We start from the raw sequence: 17,796 nt of genomic DNA on the forward strand, positions 1-17,796 counted from the left end.
CGATGCAGACGCAAACTCTGATCATTGGAGCAGGCATTTCTGGCCTCTGCCTTGCGCGACAGCTACAGACACAAAGCCATGACTACCTGCTGGTCGAAGCGCGGGATCGTCCGGGCGGGCGTATCCTGACGGAAAGGCTGGAGGGTGGGTATTTCGACATGGGTCCAGCCTGGTTCTGGCCCGGACAGCCGCGTATTGCAGCGTTAATAAAGCGGCTCGGACTGGAGTGGTTCGAGCAATATTCAACAGGCGCTCTCAGCTTTGAAAACGAGATCGGCCAGGTCGAGCGCGATCGCGGGTTTGCCTCGATGCAAGGATCTTATCGCTTGAAAGGTGGTCTGGGCGCCCTCACTGATGCGCTTGCCGCTGAGATACCGCCGAAGCGGCTCATCTTATCCGCGCCTATCGTCGGGTTAGAGAAGTCTGCGTCTGGGATCACCGCGACCGCTCAAACTGGGCAGGTCATTCATGCTCAGGAAATCGTACTGGCCCTCCCTCCTCGCGTGGCGAGCAAGATCGCGTTCTCACCTGCTTTACCAGATGAAGCTTTAGCGGCAATGACTGGGATCGCGACTTGGATGGCCGGTCAGGCCAAAGTCATCGCTGTCTATGATACCCCGTTCTGGCGCACGGCCGGGCTGTCCGGTGACGCGATGAGCCGCAGGGGGCCGATGGAGGAAATACACGACGCCTCCCCTGCCGAGGGCGGACCTTACGCGTTGTTCGGCTTTATCGGCTTACCCCCGCGCACCCGCAGCAACGAAGAACGGCTGAGGCAGTTGCTCAAAGAGCAACTGTCCCGGCTGTTCGGCGCCGAAGCTGCGGAGCCAAAGACACTCTTTGTCAAAGATTGGGCCTTTGACCCGTTCACCTCTATCGAAGCGGATCAACAGCCGTTATACGCTCATCCGCAATACGGGCTGCCCCATGCGATGACCCGTCTGTGGGATGGCCGACTAATCTTTGGCGGGACCGAAGTTGCACCACAGTTCGGGGGCTATATCGAAGGCGCCCTGGAGTCTGCGGAAAACGCGCTGGCCCTGATCATGACGGAAAAGGTTTGAGCACGTATGACGAGTGATACCAAGACGGCCCTTCTGGATGTTGCCGAACACGCTGCGCGCGCGAGGGGGTTTGACGGGTTCAGCTATGCCGATCTGGCAGAGGCGGTGGGTATTCGCAAGGCGTCAATCCACTATCATTTCCCGACCAAAGCGGCGCTGTCGGCGGCACTCATGGGTCGCTATCATGAGACCCTGCAGGCAGAGTGCAACCGCATCCGGGTAGAACACAAAACCGGGGCCGAGCAATTGCTGGCCCTGATCGACCTCTACCGGGATGCACTCAATGACGGGAAAACCTTGTGCCTCTGCGTGTCGCTTATCAGCAGCCGTGAAAGCCTTTCGGATGACGTGATCCAAAAGATCAAAAAATTCCGCGCCATGATGGTTACCCAAATCGAAGAGATCCTGAAGCTTGGCCAAGAGGACAAGTCAATCACCGGTATCACCGATCCGATCTCGGAGTCCCGTGCGATACTGGCCCTTTTGGAAGGCGCGCATCTGACCGCGCGCGCAGAAGAGAATGTGAATACCTTCGATGAGGCTTTGGGCGTTTTAAAGTCCCGCTGTTGACCTTCGCCCCGACACATCGGATCGTTGCCGCAAGCAATTCATTTGATATTCGGAGCTTCCATTATGCCCAAAGTCATTCTGATCACCGGCACGTCAACCGGCCTTGGTGTTCAAATCGCCGTACAAGCGGCCCATGCGGGCCATACTGTCTACGCTACTATGCGAAACCTCGCCAAGCGCGGCATCTTGGATGCGGCCGCCTCTGACGCTGGCGTCAATTTCAACGTGCTTGAGCTGGACGTGCAAGACAGCGCCAGCGTAAACGCCGCAGTCGATCAGATCATCGCGAACGAGGGGCGGATCGATAAGCTGATCAACAATGCGGGTGCTGGATTTGTTCGCACAACCGAACAAGCCAGCGAAGAAGACGTCGCCTGGGTCATGGATGTGAATTTCATGGGAGTCGTGCGCTGCACAAAAGCGGTGATGCCACACATGCGCGCAGCACGCTCGGGCCACGTCATCACAATCTCATCCGTAGGCGGCCTTGTGGGTCAGCCGTTCAACGAGATCTACTGCGCCGCAAAGTTCGCCGTTGAGGGATACACTGAGGCTCTGGCCAGCTATGTCACGCCCAATTTCGGTATCCATTTCTCGACAGTTGAACCGGGCGGTATTCAATCCGAGTTTGCGACCAATGTGCTTAAACATGTCGAGGCCACGGGCGGGATGCTTGAGGATGAGTATCTACCTATTCTCCAGAAGTATATCGGCGGCGCTCAGGCGCGAATGGATGGCAGCGATATCTATCAAACTTCGGAACAAGTGGCATCAGTTGTCATGGGCGTGGTTGAAGCCTCTGACCCGCCGATCCGCGTTCGCACTTCAAACTGGGGTGAGGCGTTTACTCGCCTGAAAACCGAAGCAGACCCGGATGGAAAAAAGCAACAAGCAGCCGTGATTGAGCAGTTCCTACGCTAAAACCTTACTGGTGTAAGTCTGCTCGGAATGCGGCAGCCTTGCTGCAATTGCCACAGGTTTCCATGCTGCATCAACGGCGACGTCCGCTTTTTGCGATGTCGAGGAACACCAGCACGCGTCGATCATGCGTACAATCCCTGATCCTTTTCGGATCGGTTTCTGTCGGCAATGTCGTAAAGCTTTTCGCGACCAGCGCCATGAAAACCATTGTACGCGTAACGTCATTTCACTCTGTGATAGACCATTCAGCATCTTCCAAATGTCGCCGTTTCTCGAATTGGTCTGGGGTATAAGCCAGACCGCTTAGAGAAAAGGTGCCTGCAGGCAATCGCGGCGTCCGACAATCCAATGATAACACCCCGCGGTGGGAGCTTTGCCTGATCCAACGCAGGGCCTTCGATCCGGTCGCCCGACAGACTCACCGTCGAACCCAACAATTTCGCACAGAATCATGAAAAAGCACTCACTCGTTTAGCCTTGCTGGGCGACACAATGAACACCGTCGCCCGGATAGAAAGTGCTGCCAGAGACTTCGGAGTAGAAGTGGTGATCTCGGATGCTGTCAGGGAACAACTGTCCGATGAAGTTAACAAAATGCTATCCCAACTTCCCGCCTACAATGCCCGCGGAAAAACCGATCAAATGGCGCTTTGGACCATCACTAAGTGATTTGCCATTGCAGAAGCTATCGAAATCTAAACACTTGGGCCGTTCGTGTGGACGGCTCAGACCTTCTATTGGCAAACAGTTCTCAACGCTGAATTGCGGCCCGACAGACCTTACTTTCGCCGCGGCCGCAACATCTGGTTCTTATTAACTCATGGTTTTCGGGCAACGCCGCCAATCGCAATAGCTTTCTAAAGGTGGAAACAAACCTGAATGCAGTCCATTCATTCAGGAATTTACTGTTACTGGTGATGTGACACAGATAGCGTTTCCACTTGCAAAGCTGAATGAACTAGAGCTTCAAGGTTTTTGCGCAACAACATAACGACTCTGGAGCATCGAGGCTTGATCGGAAGTATACAGGATTTCAAAGCCTGCACGCTCAATTTTCCTATCAAGCATCGACATAGACACGAAATTCACAAACGGGGCTTTCCCAAAAAACTGCATGATAGGGATCGCGACACGACTGATCATCGCATACTTGAACCCACCATTCTCAGGCGCACACACCGTTTTGGATATGAAAACCCCACCGGATTTTGTCAATTTGGCAATATGCTCTAGCGCTTGATCCAAATCAGGCAGGAGATGAAGCAGGTTATGCGCCAAAACCGCATCGTAACCACCTTCAACAGGATCGTGCTCGAGAACTTCGGCCACCTTGAAAGTGACATTCTCCAGTCCTTCTTTAGCACGCTTCTCGTTGGCAATCTCGATCATGCCCGGAGCGAGATCCGAGGCGGTGATATGGTTGACATGCGGTGCAAGCAACAGCGCGGTTGAACCCGTCCCGCAACCGATTTCCAGTACACTGTCTTCTGCTTTTAGGTGCGACTTCGTATGTTCGAGTGTGTTCAGATACCATTCCATGTTCCGGATTGGGTCCGCCGCATACTTTCGCGAGATTCTGCTCCAGAACGCGGCATCTTTGGACAAAGCAGCCATTTTATTACTCTCTTTCAAGTTTGTTGTCGCATCCCATACATCCATACGCACATTTATTAAATTGCCATAATTTGTAGAAGTGTTATGCATAAATGCATGAACTGGAATGCCATCAATTTCGACTGGAATCAGGTACGGACCTTTCTTGCGACAGCTGAAGAAGGCTCGTTTTCCGCAGCGGCGCGCGTTCTCGAGCAAACTCAACCTACTGTCGGTCGTCAGGTTGCGGCGCTGGAATTGGCGCTTGGGATCACCCTGTTCGAAAGAGTTGGTAAATCGCTTAGTCTAACGACCGCTGGCGCCGAGCTTTTGTTGCATGTCAGAGAAATGGCGGATGTCGCGCACAGGATCTCCCTTACTGCTACAAGCCAGTCGCAAACTGTCGAAGGGCAAGTCAGGATCACCGCGTCAGATGTGATGTCTGCCTATCAGCTGCCGCCTATACTGAAAAAGATCCGACTTGCAGCACCGCGTCTTGAGATCGACGTCGTTGCTGCCAATGACTTACAAGACATACAGAGACGTGAGGCTGATATCGCCATCCGACATGTACGCCCGACGCAACCAGATCTGACCGCAAAGCTTGTTGCCGAGGCGACGGCACATTTTTACGCAGCACCTGCGTACCTTGATCAGTTGGGAAGGCCGAAAAATGAAAACGAGCTCGCGAAGTTGGATTTCGTGGGGTTTGGCGACATTGACACGATGATCGGTTTTCTCGATCCGGCGGGCGTTAAGGTCACTCGAAAGAGTTTCCGGATTGGCTCGCAAAGCGGAATTGTATCCTGGGAGCTGGTGCGCCAAGGGTTTGGCATCAGTGTAATGTCGGATGACGTGGCTGCCTTGACACCAGGTGTGGAGCGCGTGCTACCCGACCGAGAGCCGTTTAAGTTCCCGATTTGGCTGGCGACGCACTCGGAATTACATACTGCGCGAAGGATCAGGTTGGTGTTTGATCAACTTGCAGATCAACTGAGCACAGGGGCCATTAGGTAGTCCGGGAGTTCACCCTATGTCACAGGTCCAACCAACGCTTCACTTGCTTTGTGGTAAAGTCGCCTCAGGAAAATCAAGTCTGGCGGCGAAACTTGCGAATAGCGGCGGGGCGGTGCTCATTTCAGAAGATGAATGGCTTAGCGTCCTATTCGGCGACCAGATGAACTCCCTGCAGGATTATGTAAATTGCGCTTTGAAATTGCGGCCGGTCATGGGGCGGCACATCGCATCGTTGCTGAAGGCCGGGGTTTCTGTCATTCTCGACTTTCCGGCGAACACAATTGAAAACAGAGCCTGGATGCGCAAGCTGCTGGAAGAAACTGCTGCGACGCACCAGCTTCACTTTTTGGACTTGCCGGATGAGGTTTGTCTGCGCCGGCTGCACAAGCGCAACAGTGAAGGTGCGCATGCCTTTGCAGCAACGGAAGATCAATATTGGCGTTTGGCGAGGTATTTCGAGGCACCATCACACGAAGAAGGTTTTAACGTCATAACTCACAATCGGTAGCGCCAGCCATTCAGTATTTCGCGGAGTCACTCAGATATTTTGGCCACCCACTCTGTATCGGTGAATGGCCAAATGCACTCAGGCAGCTTTCACTGTGTCTCAAATCCGAAGTTTACGCAACGACATGAGGTGCATGCCAGCTTTCGTTAGCCGCCCTTTGCTCGCGGCCCACAAACACAGCAGTCCAAGTACCATCTCTATCCCAAGAGCAGAAAGGATGCTGTCCGATGGTCGTCCATCAAGCATAATGCTGACCACGCGCCCCGCGGCAAAGGCGAAGAACACAGTGGCTCCAAGCCAAGCTGATGTCTGGGCCATCTTTTGGTATAGCGCTCCCGACAGAATGATCAGGCCAAGTGCAGCCAGATTGGCAGCAGGTGCGCGCAATTCGCTCATCAAGTTCGGTTGCGGCGAAATATCAATGCCGTAGCTGGAGTAAAAGGCCAGTGGGGCCAGCGTGATGATCAGCCCCAGGGTGGCTGCAACAAGACCCGCCAACCCCAGGACAAGCCTGCGTTTTACGTCAAACGTCATGATTGTGTTCCTTTGTTGTCAGACCGACTCATGCAGCTTGTGCCCAAGCGCCAGACTTTGCGGCTTCATCAGCAAAATCAGAGAAATCGCGCGGAGCTCTCCCCAAGGCACGTTGAACACCGTCCGCAGTGTTCGCATTGCGACCATCAAGCGTTTCCCTCGCTATGTCAGTAATCACGTCAGCAATCATCTCTCCGCTCGCGTTGATGATTTCCGCATGGAAGTCTTCAAACGAAATCGGCACATATTGCACGGTTCTGCCCATTGCGCGCGAAAGTTCGGCAGCCATTTCGGCAAATGTCATGAGACGCGGCCCTGTAACTTCATACAGCTCGCCAGTGTGTCCTTCCTCGGTCAAGGCGGCGACGGCAACGTCGGCAATGTCGTCCACGTCGATGATCGGTTCACGCACGTCACCTGCGGGCATGGGCAACACACCGGCCATTACCGGCTCCAGCAATGCACCTTCAGAGTAGTTTTGCGCAAACCACGCCGCACGGACGATCGTAAAGGGCACACCGGAGTTCCGAACAACCCCTTCGGCACGTTCGGCATGAAATTCTCCGCGACCTGTTAACAGCACAAGTCGCTGCAGTCCTTTTTCTCGAGCCAATGCCGAAAAGGCCGCAACTTGCTCGACCGCGCCCGGAAAGGCGATGTCAGGAAAATAGGATATATAGGCGGCAGAAACACCGTCCAGGATTGCGGGCCATGTCTGCGGTTTTTCCCAATCAAATGGGGTTTTGCTATTCCGCGATCCACGCCGAACTGCATGGCCCCTGTCTTCAAGGCGCGTCACGATACGTGATCCGGTTTTACCTGTTGCGCCAAGTACGAGAATGGTTTGCTGTGTCATCGGTCATCTCCGTAAAATCAGTCAATGACCCCAAAATAGGTAAGCACGAAGGATGAAGAAGTCTGCATTGTCCTAACTTTTTATCCATTCATCCAAATACTGTGGACAATTGGGGAGATATCGAACAGTCTGGTGCAGTGAGCCAGATCAACCCCCATATTCCCGACCCCCATGCAATGGCGCAGCCAATCGGTGATCCGCTCGGGGAAATTCTTCATCTTCTGAAACTGACGGGTACATTCTATTGCCAGTCGCGCATGTCTGCGCCTTGGGGCGTTTCTATACCGGGTTTCCCCGAAATACTGAGCTTTGCGGTCATTACGCACGGGCGTTGCTTTATGAGGGTCGGAGAAGATGTGCCGTTTGAAGTCGAGAAAGGCGACTTGGTTCTGATGACAAATGGCGCGCCAGTTGGGTTCTCCAGCTCAAAAGACACCCCACTTTTGAAACTGGAAGAACTGCCCATACGCAAGGTGACGGAGCTCTACGAAACGCTAGAGCACGGCGGTGGTGGAGCCGAGACCGGCATCATGTACGGGCTCGTCAGGATAGATCACGCGGCCAGCGGCATGTTGATGGCCTTGCTTCCCGACGTGCTCAAAATCGATCCGTGGGAAGAGGATGCAGGGAGCTGGCTACAAGCAACTTTGCAATTCATTGCAAGAGAGGCGCGTGAATTACGACCGGGCGGCGAAACAGTGATTACACGCTTGGCCGATGTGGTTGTCATCGAGGCTATTCGCCGATGGTTGAACAGTGCGCCCGACGCCAATCGAGGTTGGCTGAAAGCCGCCAGAGACCAACAGATTGGCCGCACCATTGTTTCCATTCATCGCGCACCTGCAGCAAACTGGACAGTCGAGTCTCTTGCACAGGTTGCAGGTATGTCCAGATCGGCATTTTCCGCACGGTTTACCGAACTCGTCGGTGTGCCGGCAATACAATACCTCGCAACTTGGCGAATGCATCTGGCGCGGGAACGATTAATTGCTACCGATCAACCAATCTCGCAAATCGTGGCTGAGATCGGGTACCTATCTGAACCTTCTTTTAACAAAGCATTCAAACGGGTTTTTAACATGCCTCCAGGGAAAGTCCGCAAGCTGCAACATCAGTCACAAGTCGCTGTTTAGTCGAAAATAGACACGTCTTGCGAAAAGCGTATTTGCTTTGAGTCTAAACAGGTCGGCTTCAGGCTCGTTGCAGACTTCGGTGCAGACGCAGCGCAAGCGCCTTTCCCGTTCTCCACGATACATCCAACGGCTCAAACCGGGCCTTGCGCGGAGCGATCAGTTTCCGCGAGTGCAGCCCACATAGCGGTCATCGATCCGGGATAGCACTGAGGAAACCGGTATCGTTTCGACTTGGTGAAAACCTTTCCAACACCCAATCATAGAGTTGATTATGCTGCCCGGAGACGTCATGGGCAGGCTTTTTGTCTCCCTATCAAAACACAAATGTCTCGCGGTGGCGTCTTGCTTCCTCAACGCCCTGCCCGTTGAGCGCCGCCTCCGTACTGGTCATCATAGCTTCAGGACCGCACATGTACACATCTCGCATTCCGAGATGCGCGACCGATTGAACGTCTTCGCTTTGCATGCGTCGCTCCTCAATCTTCAGCAGCTGGTCGGTGAAAGTCGCGTTCAGATCATCGCGTGCGGATTTCGCAGCCAATGCGTTTTCGCCTGCGCTTTGAAACGCGACAATACGTAGTGTCACCTGGTCCGAAACAGAGCTGTTTTTTTTCGCAAAGTGCTGCAGAACTGCAATGTCATCGTCCCGACCGGAAAACAGAAACACGATATCGATGGGCTGGTCCTGCGGATAAGTCTCTACCACTTGTTTGACTCCGTCCCACATCACCATGAACGGGGTGATGCCAACGCCACCCGCGATCCAAAGCATCTTTGCTGGGAACTTTGGGGGGCTGCCCTCAGCCACTTCGGAAAAACAGGAAAAGCCCGCTCCGGTGCCCTTGAATTTAACTGGAAGATTGTACGTGATCAGCTTCTCCGCATAGTTGTGCAGGAGGTTGGACATCAGACCGCCTGGTTTGCGTTTGACCGTAACACTGATCCGATTGGTCGTGCGAAACGCGTTGTTCTCTTCGTCAAACTTTGGCGCTCCGGAAAGCGTCCATGTGCGGACGTAGTCCTCGTTCACAAGCTGAGGGTTTGTCTCGTTCATGTGGCTGTATCCGGCGTCCACCAGGTCGGAGAAGTCAAAGACGCCAAAGCCACCAGGCAATGGGGCATTGATTGCCTCAGACAACTCGAATTCGAAGGTACTGATTGTGCTGGACAGGGGTTTTGTAGCGATAAGCTTGGCGGTCAACGGGATAGCGGCGTCGTGCGCCTTGATTGCATGCCCCATCTTCTCCAACTCTGCGCGCAAATATTTGACCGGCGGATTGTAGGGGGAGAGTTGCTCTTTTGATGCCAGCTTGAGGTTTAGGCCTCCACGCACAAAAACCGCGCCCGTTACCTTGATACGTGTCAGCAGGCTCACGCGCGGCATCAGCGCATCTGCGTCATCCCCAAGCAGATTTTCAGCATCCCCCGTAATGTAGAGGATCTCGCCGGTTTCAAAGTCTGGAAAGACCAGCCCAACCTTCGGGTCCGTTTCGATATTGCCCAGCGACTGGTAGAAGCGATTGCCAGAATGATCGGGCAGAACCAAATAGGTCGTAACCCGCGCCCCGTCGTTCTCCTCGTAGAGCCGGGTAAAGCCGGGCGCGCCGCCGCGATGATTGACGCCCATGTCAGTCTGAGCGCCTGCAGTGGTGGCATCGCTTGTATGTTTTGTCGCCAAGAACAAGGTGCTGGCGCGCGCCACGACGGATTTGGCCTCATTCGACAGCACAGATGAGTGCACATCGAAGCCGTCATGGATAATTTCAGGGTTGCGTCGCGTGTACCCTAAGGAACGGACTGTAATGTACTTTGGACAGTTCCCCAAGTGCTGATCGGACAACAGCTGTAACCTGATCTTCTCCTCGCCCTCGACATCTGCGGTACGTATGGAGCCCGCAATTTTGTTTCGTCGGCGGTTACCGAAATCGATCCCAACCCCGGCAAAGAGCCGAGCTTCGAGGCCCGATGCGGGATCCTGGCTCACAGCACGCACAAAGGGATCATGCGGATTGGTTTCCGCGACCACATGCGTGGTGTTCTGGCCCGCAACCTGAATGCCAACAGAAGGGTCGCTGTCTGATTGTGTAACCAGAAGGCTGACCCACGGACGCCCATTACGATCAAGCGTTGCGAGCGGCAAATAGGACAGACCCGCAAAGAAATCCGCATGCTGTTTCGGCATATCGCTTTCGATGTAGTGCGGAATCGCATCGCTCACCTCTTTGGGAGTGAGACGCCGCTCTTGCAGCATCAACTCACCTCTGTGCGATTTATGTATCTGTGCCATCGCTTGATCCTTTCACCAGAGCCACGCTAGAGCCCGAGATCGCTCAGACCGGGGTGGTCATCCGGACGGCGCCCCGGCGGCCAGCGGAACTTTCTGTCCGCCTCTTGGATGGGGTGTTCATTGATGCTGGCAAACCGGCGTTCCATGTAGCCATCCTTGTCGAACTCCCAATTTTCATTGCCATAGGCCCGGAACCAGTTTCCGCCGTCATCGTGGTACTCATAGGCGTAGCGGACCGCGATGCGATTGCCGTCATGTGCCCAAAGCTCTTTGATCAGACGGTAGTCCAGTTCCTTGGCCCATTTCCGGGTCAAGAACTCCTCAATCTGATCGCGCCCTTGGGGAAACTCGATCCGGTTGCGCCACTTGCTGTCCGGCGTGTAGGCCAGCGCGACCTTGGCCGGATCCCGGCCGTTCCAGCCGTCCTCAGCCAAGCGCACCTTTTGAATGGCGGTTTCTTTTGAGAACGGTGGCAAAGGATGCCGTTGGGCTTCGGTCGTCATGGGTTTGCCCTTTCACTCTGCAACAAGACCAACAGCCGTCGCCGGCATCGCTTCAAAACCGGGCAAGGCCTCAAACCGAGCGAGCCAGGCACGGACATTCGGGTATGGCTCGAGAGAGACATTCCCCTCCGGCGCGTGTGCCGTATAGGAGTAGTTAGCCACATCAGCGATCGTGGGTTTTTCGCCGACGAGCCAGTCGCGGCCCGTGAGCCCATGCTCCAGTTTCTGCATCGCTTTTTCGGCAGTCGCGGCTGCAAAGTTCGGGTCCAGCGGCGCGCCAAAGACGGTGATCAACCGCGCAGCGCAAGAACCAAACGCAATCTCTCCAGCCGCTAAAGTGAGCCAACGCTGCACGTTTGCTTCTCCGACCGCATCACTCGGTATCCAATCAGGCGCATATGTCCGCGCAAGATAGACAAGAATCGCGTTCGAGTCGGACACAACAACCTCGCCATCCTCAAGGACGGGCACTTGCCCATTTGGGTTCATGGCAAGAAATTCAGGCGACTTATGCGCGCCAGCTGCCAGATCGACGGGAACAACCTCATGTGCAATCCCGGCAAGTTTCGCAAAGACCAAAGCTCGGTGTGCATGGCCAGATTTGGCGAAATGGTGAATACGAACAGCGTTGGACATGGGTTTCTCCGGTTGGTTGCAGGTGTTGAACAAGCAATATACATTGCGCTTCTTGATGATAATCTCCTATATTTGACGAACTTTAAGCCCTCAAAAGGCGCAATGGGATGGACAAGATAGACCGCATGCGGGCCTTTGCGCTGGTTGCAAAGAACACGTCGTTCACCGTCGCTGCGCAGCGCATGGGGCGGTCTGCGCGTTTGGTCAGTAAGTACGTCGCTGATCTGGAAAACGCGCTTGGTGTACAGCTGCTCAATCGCACGACCCGCAGCGTGTCGTTGACAGATGCGGGTGCAACATACCTGATGTTGTGCGAGCCGCTTCTCGACGGATTCGACGAACTCGAAGACAGGGTCAGAAATGAGCAGGCCTCCCTTCGCGGTGTGATCCATATCTCGGCGCCAACGGGGTTTGGCGCATTGCGGTTGGTACCTTCGCTCGCCAAATTCGCTGAGAAACACCCCCATGTAGAGCTCGATCTGAAGTTTTCTGATCGCAGAGCGTCGATTGTTGAAGAAGGCCTCGACCTTGCTGTCAGGATTGGCCCAATGCGGGACAGCTCGCTCAAGGTTCGGCAATTGGGCCGCATGCCCTTGGTTGTCTGTGCCTCACCCACCTATTTGGAACGCGCAGGGCGCCCGGACCATCCACGGGCACTGGCCAAACATGAGTGTATCCTCGATGGCAATATGACAGAGCCTACAGTGTGGAGGTTCGACTTTGGCGGCCAAGAAGAGGCTGTCCAAGTGACCGGACGCTTCCGAATGAATGCTCCCGCAGCGTCAGCTCGCCTTGCTGAACAAGGCGCCGCCATCGCACGGTGCCCGGCATATACAGTCGCAGATGCCTTACGGTCCGGCGATCTGGTCGAGCTGTTTCCGGAGAACCGGGTGTCGCCATATGTCGTCGCTGCATTATTTCCACAGAACAGGCGCATTACAACTCGGGTGCGCGCGCTTCTGGATCACCTAGCAGGCGACACGGCTTTATGTCCTGATGGAAAGCGCTGACGGCCCGTTGCAGACATTCGACGTGTATCCGAAGTTCTGCGCTAAGAGCGCTCAGCAGAAATTTGAGTGGGCACGAGTTCTAAACCCGTTTGGCATTCATGCAGACAGATGGAGGTTATTTGAATAATTCTATCATTCCACCGGATCCAAGTAGGGAGCTGCCGCTGGCCGGTTTTTTCAGAGCATGCATGTGATCAAATTGCATCATACAAAAGACCAGTCAGAAATTCGTTAATATATCGTTAATCGGAACATCAAAAAGCCATCTTTTTTTTGCTGCTAACAAATACGCGGAGGTTTTCGCGCAAAAAAGTTGCGGTGGTTTCCAGACCACTCTTAAGGGGTGAACAAGATGTTACGAGTAAGCGGTTTGAACCGCAAAGCGCGCCGTCGTACAGCGGCACTTTCCAAAGCGCAGACGAGCAAATACCATCAAGGAAAATCCGCTGCATATCGCGCTTTCGCTGCTCCAGTTGCTGCCGGTGCGATAGGTTTGGGTGCATCGATTGGAGTGGCAACTCCTTCGATCGCGCAAACGGTTGTTCCTCCATCAAACGGTCCGTGCAGTGTTGCGGGTGACCTCGCCACCTGTACGGGAGATGTTTCAACGGGTGTTCAGGCAAACGGGCCAGCAATCGAAACGCTCAATATCAATAACGTGACTGCTCCGGGAATTGCACCGGGCGGTGGAACAGACGGAGTGGCTTTCAGCACACCAACAGGTAACGTAACCCTTAACATCCAGACGAATGGAACTGACGGCATTGTCACGACGGGGAACGGCGCGGATGGGATTGTTGTGGATGCGGACGGCGACGGGGATGTTTCGATCACATCGACGGGCGAAATTGCAACCGACGGACGTCGATCCTTTGGCATTCGATCCGATCTTGAGGGTGACGGTGCCATTTCGGTTAACTCGACCGGCAATATCACGACATCTGGACGCAGCAGAAGCGCCGGTATCGGCGCTACGCAACAAGGTGGTGATGGCGATGTGTCAGTGGTTTCAGCGGGTCGTATAAGCACATCGGGCAGCCGTTCATACGGAATCTACGCCAATCAGGACGGTGGAGACGGCACGGTATCGGTCAACTCAGCGGGCGATATCAGCACAATTCGAAATCGATCAACAGGCATCACCGCTCTTCAGAGTGGCGGCGAAGGGGATGTCTCGGTGGTGTCGAATGGCAATATCTCGACGGCTGGAAACAACTCTGGCGGTATACTTGGACAGCAAAGCGATGACGATGGCGATGTCGCGATCCAATCAACCGGAAACATCACAACAGAAGGAAACAACGCGAACGCCGTCTTGGCGCGTCAAAATGGCGGCGATGGGGATATCACAGTTGAATCCGAGGGCAACCTCTCGACTTCTGGAAATAACGCCCGCGGGATCTTTGCACGGCAAGACGACGGTGATGGCAACATCACGATCCGCTCGACCGGAAATATCACGACAGAAGGAAACAACGCCGATGGTATCTTTGTCCGCCAACGGGGCGGAAACGGAGATATCAGCGTCACTTCGTCGGGCAATATTTCGTCCGCAAGGGACGGCATCCGCGCGCTTCTGACCAATGATGGCGACATTACAATTTCGAACCGGGGCGATGTCAGCGGCGCAGCAGCGGGCGACGGTATCAACGCCACGGTGAATGGCGCTGGTGATGTCGTCGTCGACAGCATCGGGGATATTACTGGCAGAGAATACGGGATTTACGGCGTAGCAAATGGAACAGGCAACGTAACGGTCAATTCTAACGGCAACATTTCTGCTGAAGAAGAACATGCGATCTTTGCTGACGCGGAGGACGGGAATGTGACCGTCAATGTGACGGGCGACGTCCAATCCCTCGATAGCGATGCAATTGATGTGGAAACCGGCAGCCCCGGAGGTGTGATTGACGTCACTGTGGTGGGCAATATCACTGGCGATGCGATCGGCATTGACGCTGATGCCGAGGACTCCGGTGATATCAACATTCAGGTCACAGGTGATATCCGCGCCGGTTCGGATGACGGCATCGAAGCCGAAGTTGATGGTGACGGCGACATCTCGATCACGATGAACGGTGATATCGAAGCAAGCGAACACGGGATCCGCAGCTTTGTTGCTGGCGACGGAAACATCTCGGTTGAAGCGTCGGGTGAAATTGCGGCGGAAAATATTGATGGCATTAACGCTGAAATAGACGGAAACGGCGATGTTACTATTTCGGCATCCGGTACCATCGATGCCGAAGTTGACGGAATCTTCGCCCACGTGACCGAGAACGGCAACATAAGCATTACAAACGCTGCATCCATAACCGCCAGAAACGACGAGGGAATTGACGCCGAAATCTTCGGAGATGGCGATGTCTTCATTAGAAACTCGGGGCGGATAACCTCTCGCGAAGACGATGCGATCGAAGTGGATGTCGAGGGAAGCGGCGATGTCAGCATTGTGAACTCTGCCCAGCTCACCGCCGATTCCGACGCGATCGATATCGAACTAAACGGTGACGGCGATGCCCGTGTGACCAACAGCGGGGCGTTGCGTTCGCTGGACAATAACGGGATCGAAGTGGACGTGGACGGAGCCGGTTCAATCACCATTGTGAACACCGGAAATATTGATGCGTTCGAATACGGTATCGAGATCGAAGATCGCGACAACAACGCCGCTGCAATAATCACAAACTCCGCCCGCATCACCGGTCGAGAAGGCTTTTCCATCGTATATGGCGGCGATGGGAACGACACGTTGAATCTCGAGCCCGGCTCGATTCTGAACGGATCGGTCGATTTCGGCAATGGCAACGATGGCATGGGGGGCACGAACCCGAATGACATTGACACGTTGAACTTTGCGCGCGGGATGAATTCGGTTGTAAATTTTGCTGATGCATCGGGTGACGATAATGACCTCGCATCCGCCCCCGAAGTCGTCAATTTTGAAGGGGCCGGCGTTGTGGCCAACAATGGCCTCACTGCGGTTTCGGTGGATACGACGGGATTCGCGGCCCAAGGTACCTTTATCAGCGATCTCACCAACGCGGTGTTCAATACGATTGACACCGCCAGCCCCTATGCGTCCGGCTCGTCCGGTGGCCAGGTTAGCAGAAACCTGGGTCCTTTCGGGTATGTTGAACAGGATAATGGCCCATATGTCTGGGGTTCAGCCTTCGGAGGAGATCGCGATGTTGAAGAAGACGGTTCAAATCTTGGATTCAGCCATCGTATGTACGGTTTCGTAGTTGGTGCCGAGACGAGTGAATTTATCGATAACAGCGATTTTGGTGTTCTTGTCGGATATGACGACAGCCATGTCTCGCTGGATCAAGACGCAGGAGATACCGATATCACGTCATATTTTGGGGGCGTTTACCTCGAAAGGGACTACGGACGATATAGCCTCAACGCAGCGCTTCTTGCTGGCGTAACCGACAATGAAGCGACCCGAAACGTTGATGGCGGCGAAGCGAAAGGCGATTTTGACGGCACGTTCGTTTCGCCATCGCTCTCGATCTCGGCACCCATCAACGCCTTGCCAATTCCTGCCTTCTTCAGTGCACGCGCAAGCTATGTCTTTCTGAAACTTGATGAATATACCGAAACAGGAACCGCGTATCCGCTGACTGTCGAAGATCGGAACGTTTCGCTGTTCAACACGCGGGCTCAATTGAACTTGCCCCGCCTCTACGAGGCCGCAAATGGATCGAGTACCTACCTGAACTGGGCCGTTGGAGTAGATGCAACTTTTGATGCAGGATCCGACGATGTGGACGCAATCGTAGCAGCGACACCCTTTTCTTTCGTAGCTTCAACGGAAGATGAAGCTGCAGGGTTTCTTGGCTTTACGCTTGAACATACCTCTGCAGATGGAAACCGATCGATAGGCTTCAGCGGCGAGTTTCAATCAACCTTTGGTGGTGGATCCAGTGTTGTCGGAGAACTCACGGCTTCCATAAGGTTCTAAACCAACGAATTGCCGTATTGTTTGGTCAAATGTTGGTTCTTAACAGCCTCTTCAAACTGACTGCCTTAACATGGGAGCGTCTGTTTAGTTTCGTCACGCACGTCCAAGCCATCTACGCCTACGAAATCACAGGGGCTTTTTTGTATTTTCGAATCAGGCCGTAGGCGTCGACCGCGAAGGTCGGATTTCGCCTCCGCTACCGGATAGGTTTGCAACCGCAGAGAATGTCAGCTTCCCGCCCTTCGGGACCAAAGTGCTGTCAGACGAATTCGAACCAGTCTCAGTTTGCCACGGAAACCGCGAACCTACCCGGAACAAAGTTGACGCCACTCGCTAAGAGCAGCGGCGCGGGTCAGCTTGACGGTGTCTCGGCTGGTTAGCGATCTTTCCTGGTTGAAGTGGTTGTATACGGAGGAATGGACGGCGGCGAATTTCTGCAGACTTCGCATGCGCCCGAAACGTTGCATGGCGCGTTCACGCCGTCGGAAAGGAAGGTGTGAATTCTCGACTCGGTTGTTAAGCCACCTGCCCGTCTGTTGTTTTTCGGTAGCGCCAAGCTTTCTAAGAGCGGCCCGGTACGATGCGAAGCGATCCGTGACGACGGTTTCCGCTTTACCGTATCGCTACATCAATTTCTTGGGGAATTTCAGTGCTGCTGCTTTGTTTCGATGTTTGGTAACGATTGCTTCCAGCACTTCGCTCTCATGATCGACGGCCCGCTAGAGGTAGTGTCTCTTGCCATTCGCCTTCACGAAAACCTCGTCCACGTGCCCTTCCATTTGGAGTATGCTCTGAATAGCTGAACACGCTTTCTTCTGATCTCAGCAGCAAACATTGGGCCAAACCTGTTCCACCAATACCGGACAGTTTCGTGGCTCACGTCGATGCCTCGCGCGTGCAACAAATCTTCGACATTCCGAAGCGCAACGCCGGGTGGACAAAGAGGCACCGCGGGACTGATCGGTAGATTGAGGTTGTTCAACGACTTCAACACCGGAACCCATGTTCTCCCATGGACGTCAGCAATCCCGATCTTCATGCTTTCAAAGTGGAAGCTGCCATAGGTTACGTTCTGAAGGAAGCAGGACCCGAGGTCGCAGCCCAATATCAATATAGTGTGCAAAGATTGCAGCCCGGTGAACGCCGGATTTTTTACAATGCAGTTTTTGGACAGAGGAGGTCCTACTCAGCGCGGTA

15 protein-coding genes and 1 pseudogene are annotated in these 17,796 nt (G+C 54.2%); 9 read left to right on the plus strand and 7 right to left on the minus strand.

The window, feature by feature from the left end; all coding sequences use genetic code 11:
- Positions 1-2 precede the first annotated feature (2 nt).
- The 4 genes from ACR0EN_RS05550 (at position 3) to ACR0EN_RS05565 (ending at position 3,224) form a co-directional block, all read left to right on the plus strand.
- Complete coding sequence (locus ACR0EN_RS05550) at positions 3-1,064, plus strand: NAD(P)/FAD-dependent oxidoreductase (protein WP_170819485.1); 1,062 nt, start codon at positions 3-5, stop codon at positions 1,062-1,064.
- A 6-nt stretch (positions 1,065-1,070) separates the two neighbouring features.
- Positions 1,071-1,634, plus strand: coding sequence for a TetR/AcrR family transcriptional regulator (locus ACR0EN_RS05555; protein ID WP_170403683.1), 564 nt, complete (start codon positions 1,071-1,073; stop codon positions 1,632-1,634).
- 63 nt (positions 1,635-1,697) lie between these two features.
- Entirely contained in the window at positions 1,698-2,555 is an 858-nt protein-coding gene (locus tag ACR0EN_RS05560) for an SDR family oxidoreductase (RefSeq protein WP_170819486.1), read from the plus strand.
- A gap of 492 nt (positions 2,556-3,047) precedes the next feature.
- Positions 3,048-3,224: a hypothetical protein gene (locus tag ACR0EN_RS05565; RefSeq protein WP_223117796.1), complete on the plus strand. Its 177-nt coding sequence runs from the start codon at positions 3,048-3,050 to the stop codon at positions 3,222-3,224.
- A 297-nt stretch (positions 3,225-3,521) separates the two neighbouring features.
- On the opposite strand, the gene ACR0EN_RS05570 is transcribed toward ACR0EN_RS05565, so the two are convergent.
- Positions 3,522-4,169 carry a class I SAM-dependent methyltransferase gene (locus ACR0EN_RS05570; RefSeq protein WP_480585579.1) on the minus strand — a complete coding sequence of 216 codons (648 nt, stop codon included), beginning with the start codon at positions 4,167-4,169 and terminating at the stop codon, positions 3,522-3,524.
- 96 nt (positions 4,170-4,265) lie between these two features.
- Between ACR0EN_RS05570 and ACR0EN_RS05575 the strand changes: the two genes are divergently transcribed.
- Both ACR0EN_RS05575 and ACR0EN_RS05580 read left to right on the plus strand, forming a co-directional pair.
- Positions 4,266-5,165, plus strand: coding sequence for a LysR family transcriptional regulator (locus ACR0EN_RS05575; protein WP_480585581.1), 900 nt, complete (start codon positions 4,266-4,268; stop codon positions 5,163-5,165).
- 16 nt (positions 5,166-5,181) lie between these two features.
- On the plus strand, positions 5,182-5,673 hold the full coding sequence (locus ACR0EN_RS05580; protein ID WP_480585585.1) for a P-loop nucleotide/nucleoside kinase family protein: 492 nt from the start codon (positions 5,182-5,184) through the stop codon (positions 5,671-5,673).
- A 99-nt stretch (positions 5,674-5,772) separates the two neighbouring features.
- Here ACR0EN_RS05580 and ACR0EN_RS05585 read toward each other — a convergent pair whose 3' ends face one another.
- Together ACR0EN_RS05585 and ACR0EN_RS05590 are read right to left on the minus strand one after the other, a co-directional pair.
- Entirely contained in the window at positions 5,773-6,207 is a 435-nt protein-coding gene (locus ACR0EN_RS05585) for a DUF4345 domain-containing protein (protein WP_480585588.1), read from the minus strand.
- A gap of 28 nt (positions 6,208-6,235) precedes the next feature.
- Positions 6,236-7,063, minus strand: coding sequence for an NmrA family NAD(P)-binding protein (locus ACR0EN_RS05590; protein WP_480585591.1), 828 nt, complete (start codon positions 7,061-7,063; stop codon positions 6,236-6,238).
- Between the two features lie 137 nt (positions 7,064-7,200).
- Here ACR0EN_RS05590 and ACR0EN_RS05595 point away from each other — a divergent pair, with 137 nt between their 5' ends.
- On the plus strand, positions 7,201-8,196 hold the full coding sequence (locus ACR0EN_RS05595) for an AraC family transcriptional regulator (RefSeq protein ID WP_480585594.1): 996 nt from the start codon (positions 7,201-7,203) through the stop codon (positions 8,194-8,196).
- Positions 8,197-8,509: 313 nt separating this feature from the next.
- Here ACR0EN_RS05595 and ACR0EN_RS05600 read toward each other — a convergent pair whose 3' ends face one another.
- Genes ACR0EN_RS05600 through ACR0EN_RS05610 form a run of 3 tightly spaced genes read right to left on the minus strand, consistent with a single transcriptional unit; the run spans position 8,510 to position 11,622 of the window.
- A complete protein-coding gene (locus tag ACR0EN_RS05600; RefSeq protein WP_480585596.1) occupies positions 8,510-10,483 on the minus strand; it encodes a pyridoxamine 5'-phosphate oxidase family protein in 1,974 nt (657 codons plus the stop codon).
- Positions 10,484-10,509: 26 nt separating this feature from the next.
- Positions 10,510-10,986, minus strand: a complete 477-nt coding sequence (locus tag ACR0EN_RS05605) for a nuclear transport factor 2 family protein (RefSeq protein WP_170567713.1) — start codon at positions 10,984-10,986, stop codon at positions 10,510-10,512.
- A 12-nt stretch (positions 10,987-10,998) separates the two neighbouring features.
- On the minus strand, positions 10,999-11,622 hold the full coding sequence (locus ACR0EN_RS05610; RefSeq protein WP_170819491.1) for a glutathione S-transferase: 624 nt from the start codon (positions 11,620-11,622) through the stop codon (positions 10,999-11,001).
- Positions 11,623-11,729: 107 nt separating this feature from the next.
- Here ACR0EN_RS05610 and ACR0EN_RS05615 point away from each other — a divergent pair, with 107 nt between their 5' ends.
- Together ACR0EN_RS05615 and ACR0EN_RS05620 are read left to right on the plus strand one after the other, a co-directional pair.
- On the plus strand, positions 11,730-12,632 hold the full coding sequence (locus ACR0EN_RS05615; protein WP_480585599.1) for a LysR family transcriptional regulator: 903 nt from the start codon (positions 11,730-11,732) through the stop codon (positions 12,630-12,632).
- 352 nt (positions 12,633-12,984) lie between these two features.
- Positions 12,985-16,599 carry an autotransporter domain-containing protein gene (locus ACR0EN_RS05620; RefSeq protein ID WP_480585602.1) on the plus strand — a complete coding sequence of 1,205 codons (3,615 nt, stop codon included), beginning with the start codon at positions 12,985-12,987 and terminating at the stop codon, positions 16,597-16,599.
- A 305-nt stretch (positions 16,600-16,904) separates the two neighbouring features.
- Here the strand turns inward: ACR0EN_RS05620 and ACR0EN_RS05625 are convergent.
- A pseudogene (locus ACR0EN_RS05625) lies at positions 16,905-17,527 on the minus strand (IS6 family transposase); the annotation flags it as partial.
- Between the last annotated feature and the right edge of the window lie 269 nt (positions 17,528-17,796).

The sequence above is a fragment of the Ruegeria sp. AB7 genome (assembly GCF_056542625.1).

What these genes read in the sequence shown, in the direction of transcription:
- ACR0EN_RS05615 (WP_480585599.1), top strand. Translation starts at nt 11,730, where the DNA reads ATGGACAAGATAGACCGCATGCGGGCCTTTGCGCTGGTTGCAAAGAAC.
- ACR0EN_RS05620 (WP_480585602.1), top strand. Translation starts at nt 12,985, where the DNA reads ATGTTACGAGTAAGCGGTTTGAACCGCAAAGCGCGCCGTCGTACAGCG.
- ACR0EN_RS05570 (WP_480585579.1), bottom strand. Translation starts at nt 4,169, where the DNA reads ATGGCTGCTTTGTCCAAAGATGCCGCGTTCTGGAGCAGAATCTCGCGA.
- ACR0EN_RS05605 (WP_170567713.1), bottom strand. Translation starts at nt 10,986, where the DNA reads ATGACGACCGAAGCCCAACGGCATCCTTTGCCACCGTTCTCAAAAGAA.
- ACR0EN_RS05580 (WP_480585585.1), top strand. Translation starts at nt 5,182, where the DNA reads ATGTCACAGGTCCAACCAACGCTTCACTTGCTTTGTGGTAAAGTCGCC.
- ACR0EN_RS05610 (WP_170819491.1), bottom strand. Translation starts at nt 11,622, where the DNA reads ATGTCCAACGCTGTTCGTATTCACCATTTCGCCAAATCTGGCCATGCA.
- ACR0EN_RS05550 (WP_170819485.1), top strand. Translation starts at nt 3, where the DNA reads ATGCAGACGCAAACTCTGATCATTGGAGCAGGCATTTCTGGCCTCTGC.
- ACR0EN_RS05600 (WP_480585596.1), bottom strand. Translation starts at nt 10,483, where the DNA reads ATGGCACAGATACATAAATCGCACAGAGGTGAGTTGATGCTGCAAGAG.
- ACR0EN_RS05565 (WP_223117796.1), top strand. Translation starts at nt 3,048, where the DNA reads ATGAACACCGTCGCCCGGATAGAAAGTGCTGCCAGAGACTTCGGAGTA.
- ACR0EN_RS05590 (WP_480585591.1), bottom strand. Translation starts at nt 7,063, where the DNA reads ATGACACAGCAAACCATTCTCGTACTTGGCGCAACAGGTAAAACCGGA.
- ACR0EN_RS05555 (WP_170403683.1), top strand. Translation starts at nt 1,071, where the DNA reads ATGACGAGTGATACCAAGACGGCCCTTCTGGATGTTGCCGAACACGCT.
- ACR0EN_RS05575 (WP_480585581.1), top strand. Translation starts at nt 4,266, where the DNA reads ATGAACTGGAATGCCATCAATTTCGACTGGAATCAGGTACGGACCTTT.
- ACR0EN_RS05585 (WP_480585588.1), bottom strand. Translation starts at nt 6,207, where the DNA reads ATGACGTTTGACGTAAAACGCAGGCTTGTCCTGGGGTTGGCGGGTCTT.
- ACR0EN_RS05560 (WP_170819486.1), top strand. Translation starts at nt 1,698, where the DNA reads ATGCCCAAAGTCATTCTGATCACCGGCACGTCAACCGGCCTTGGTGTT.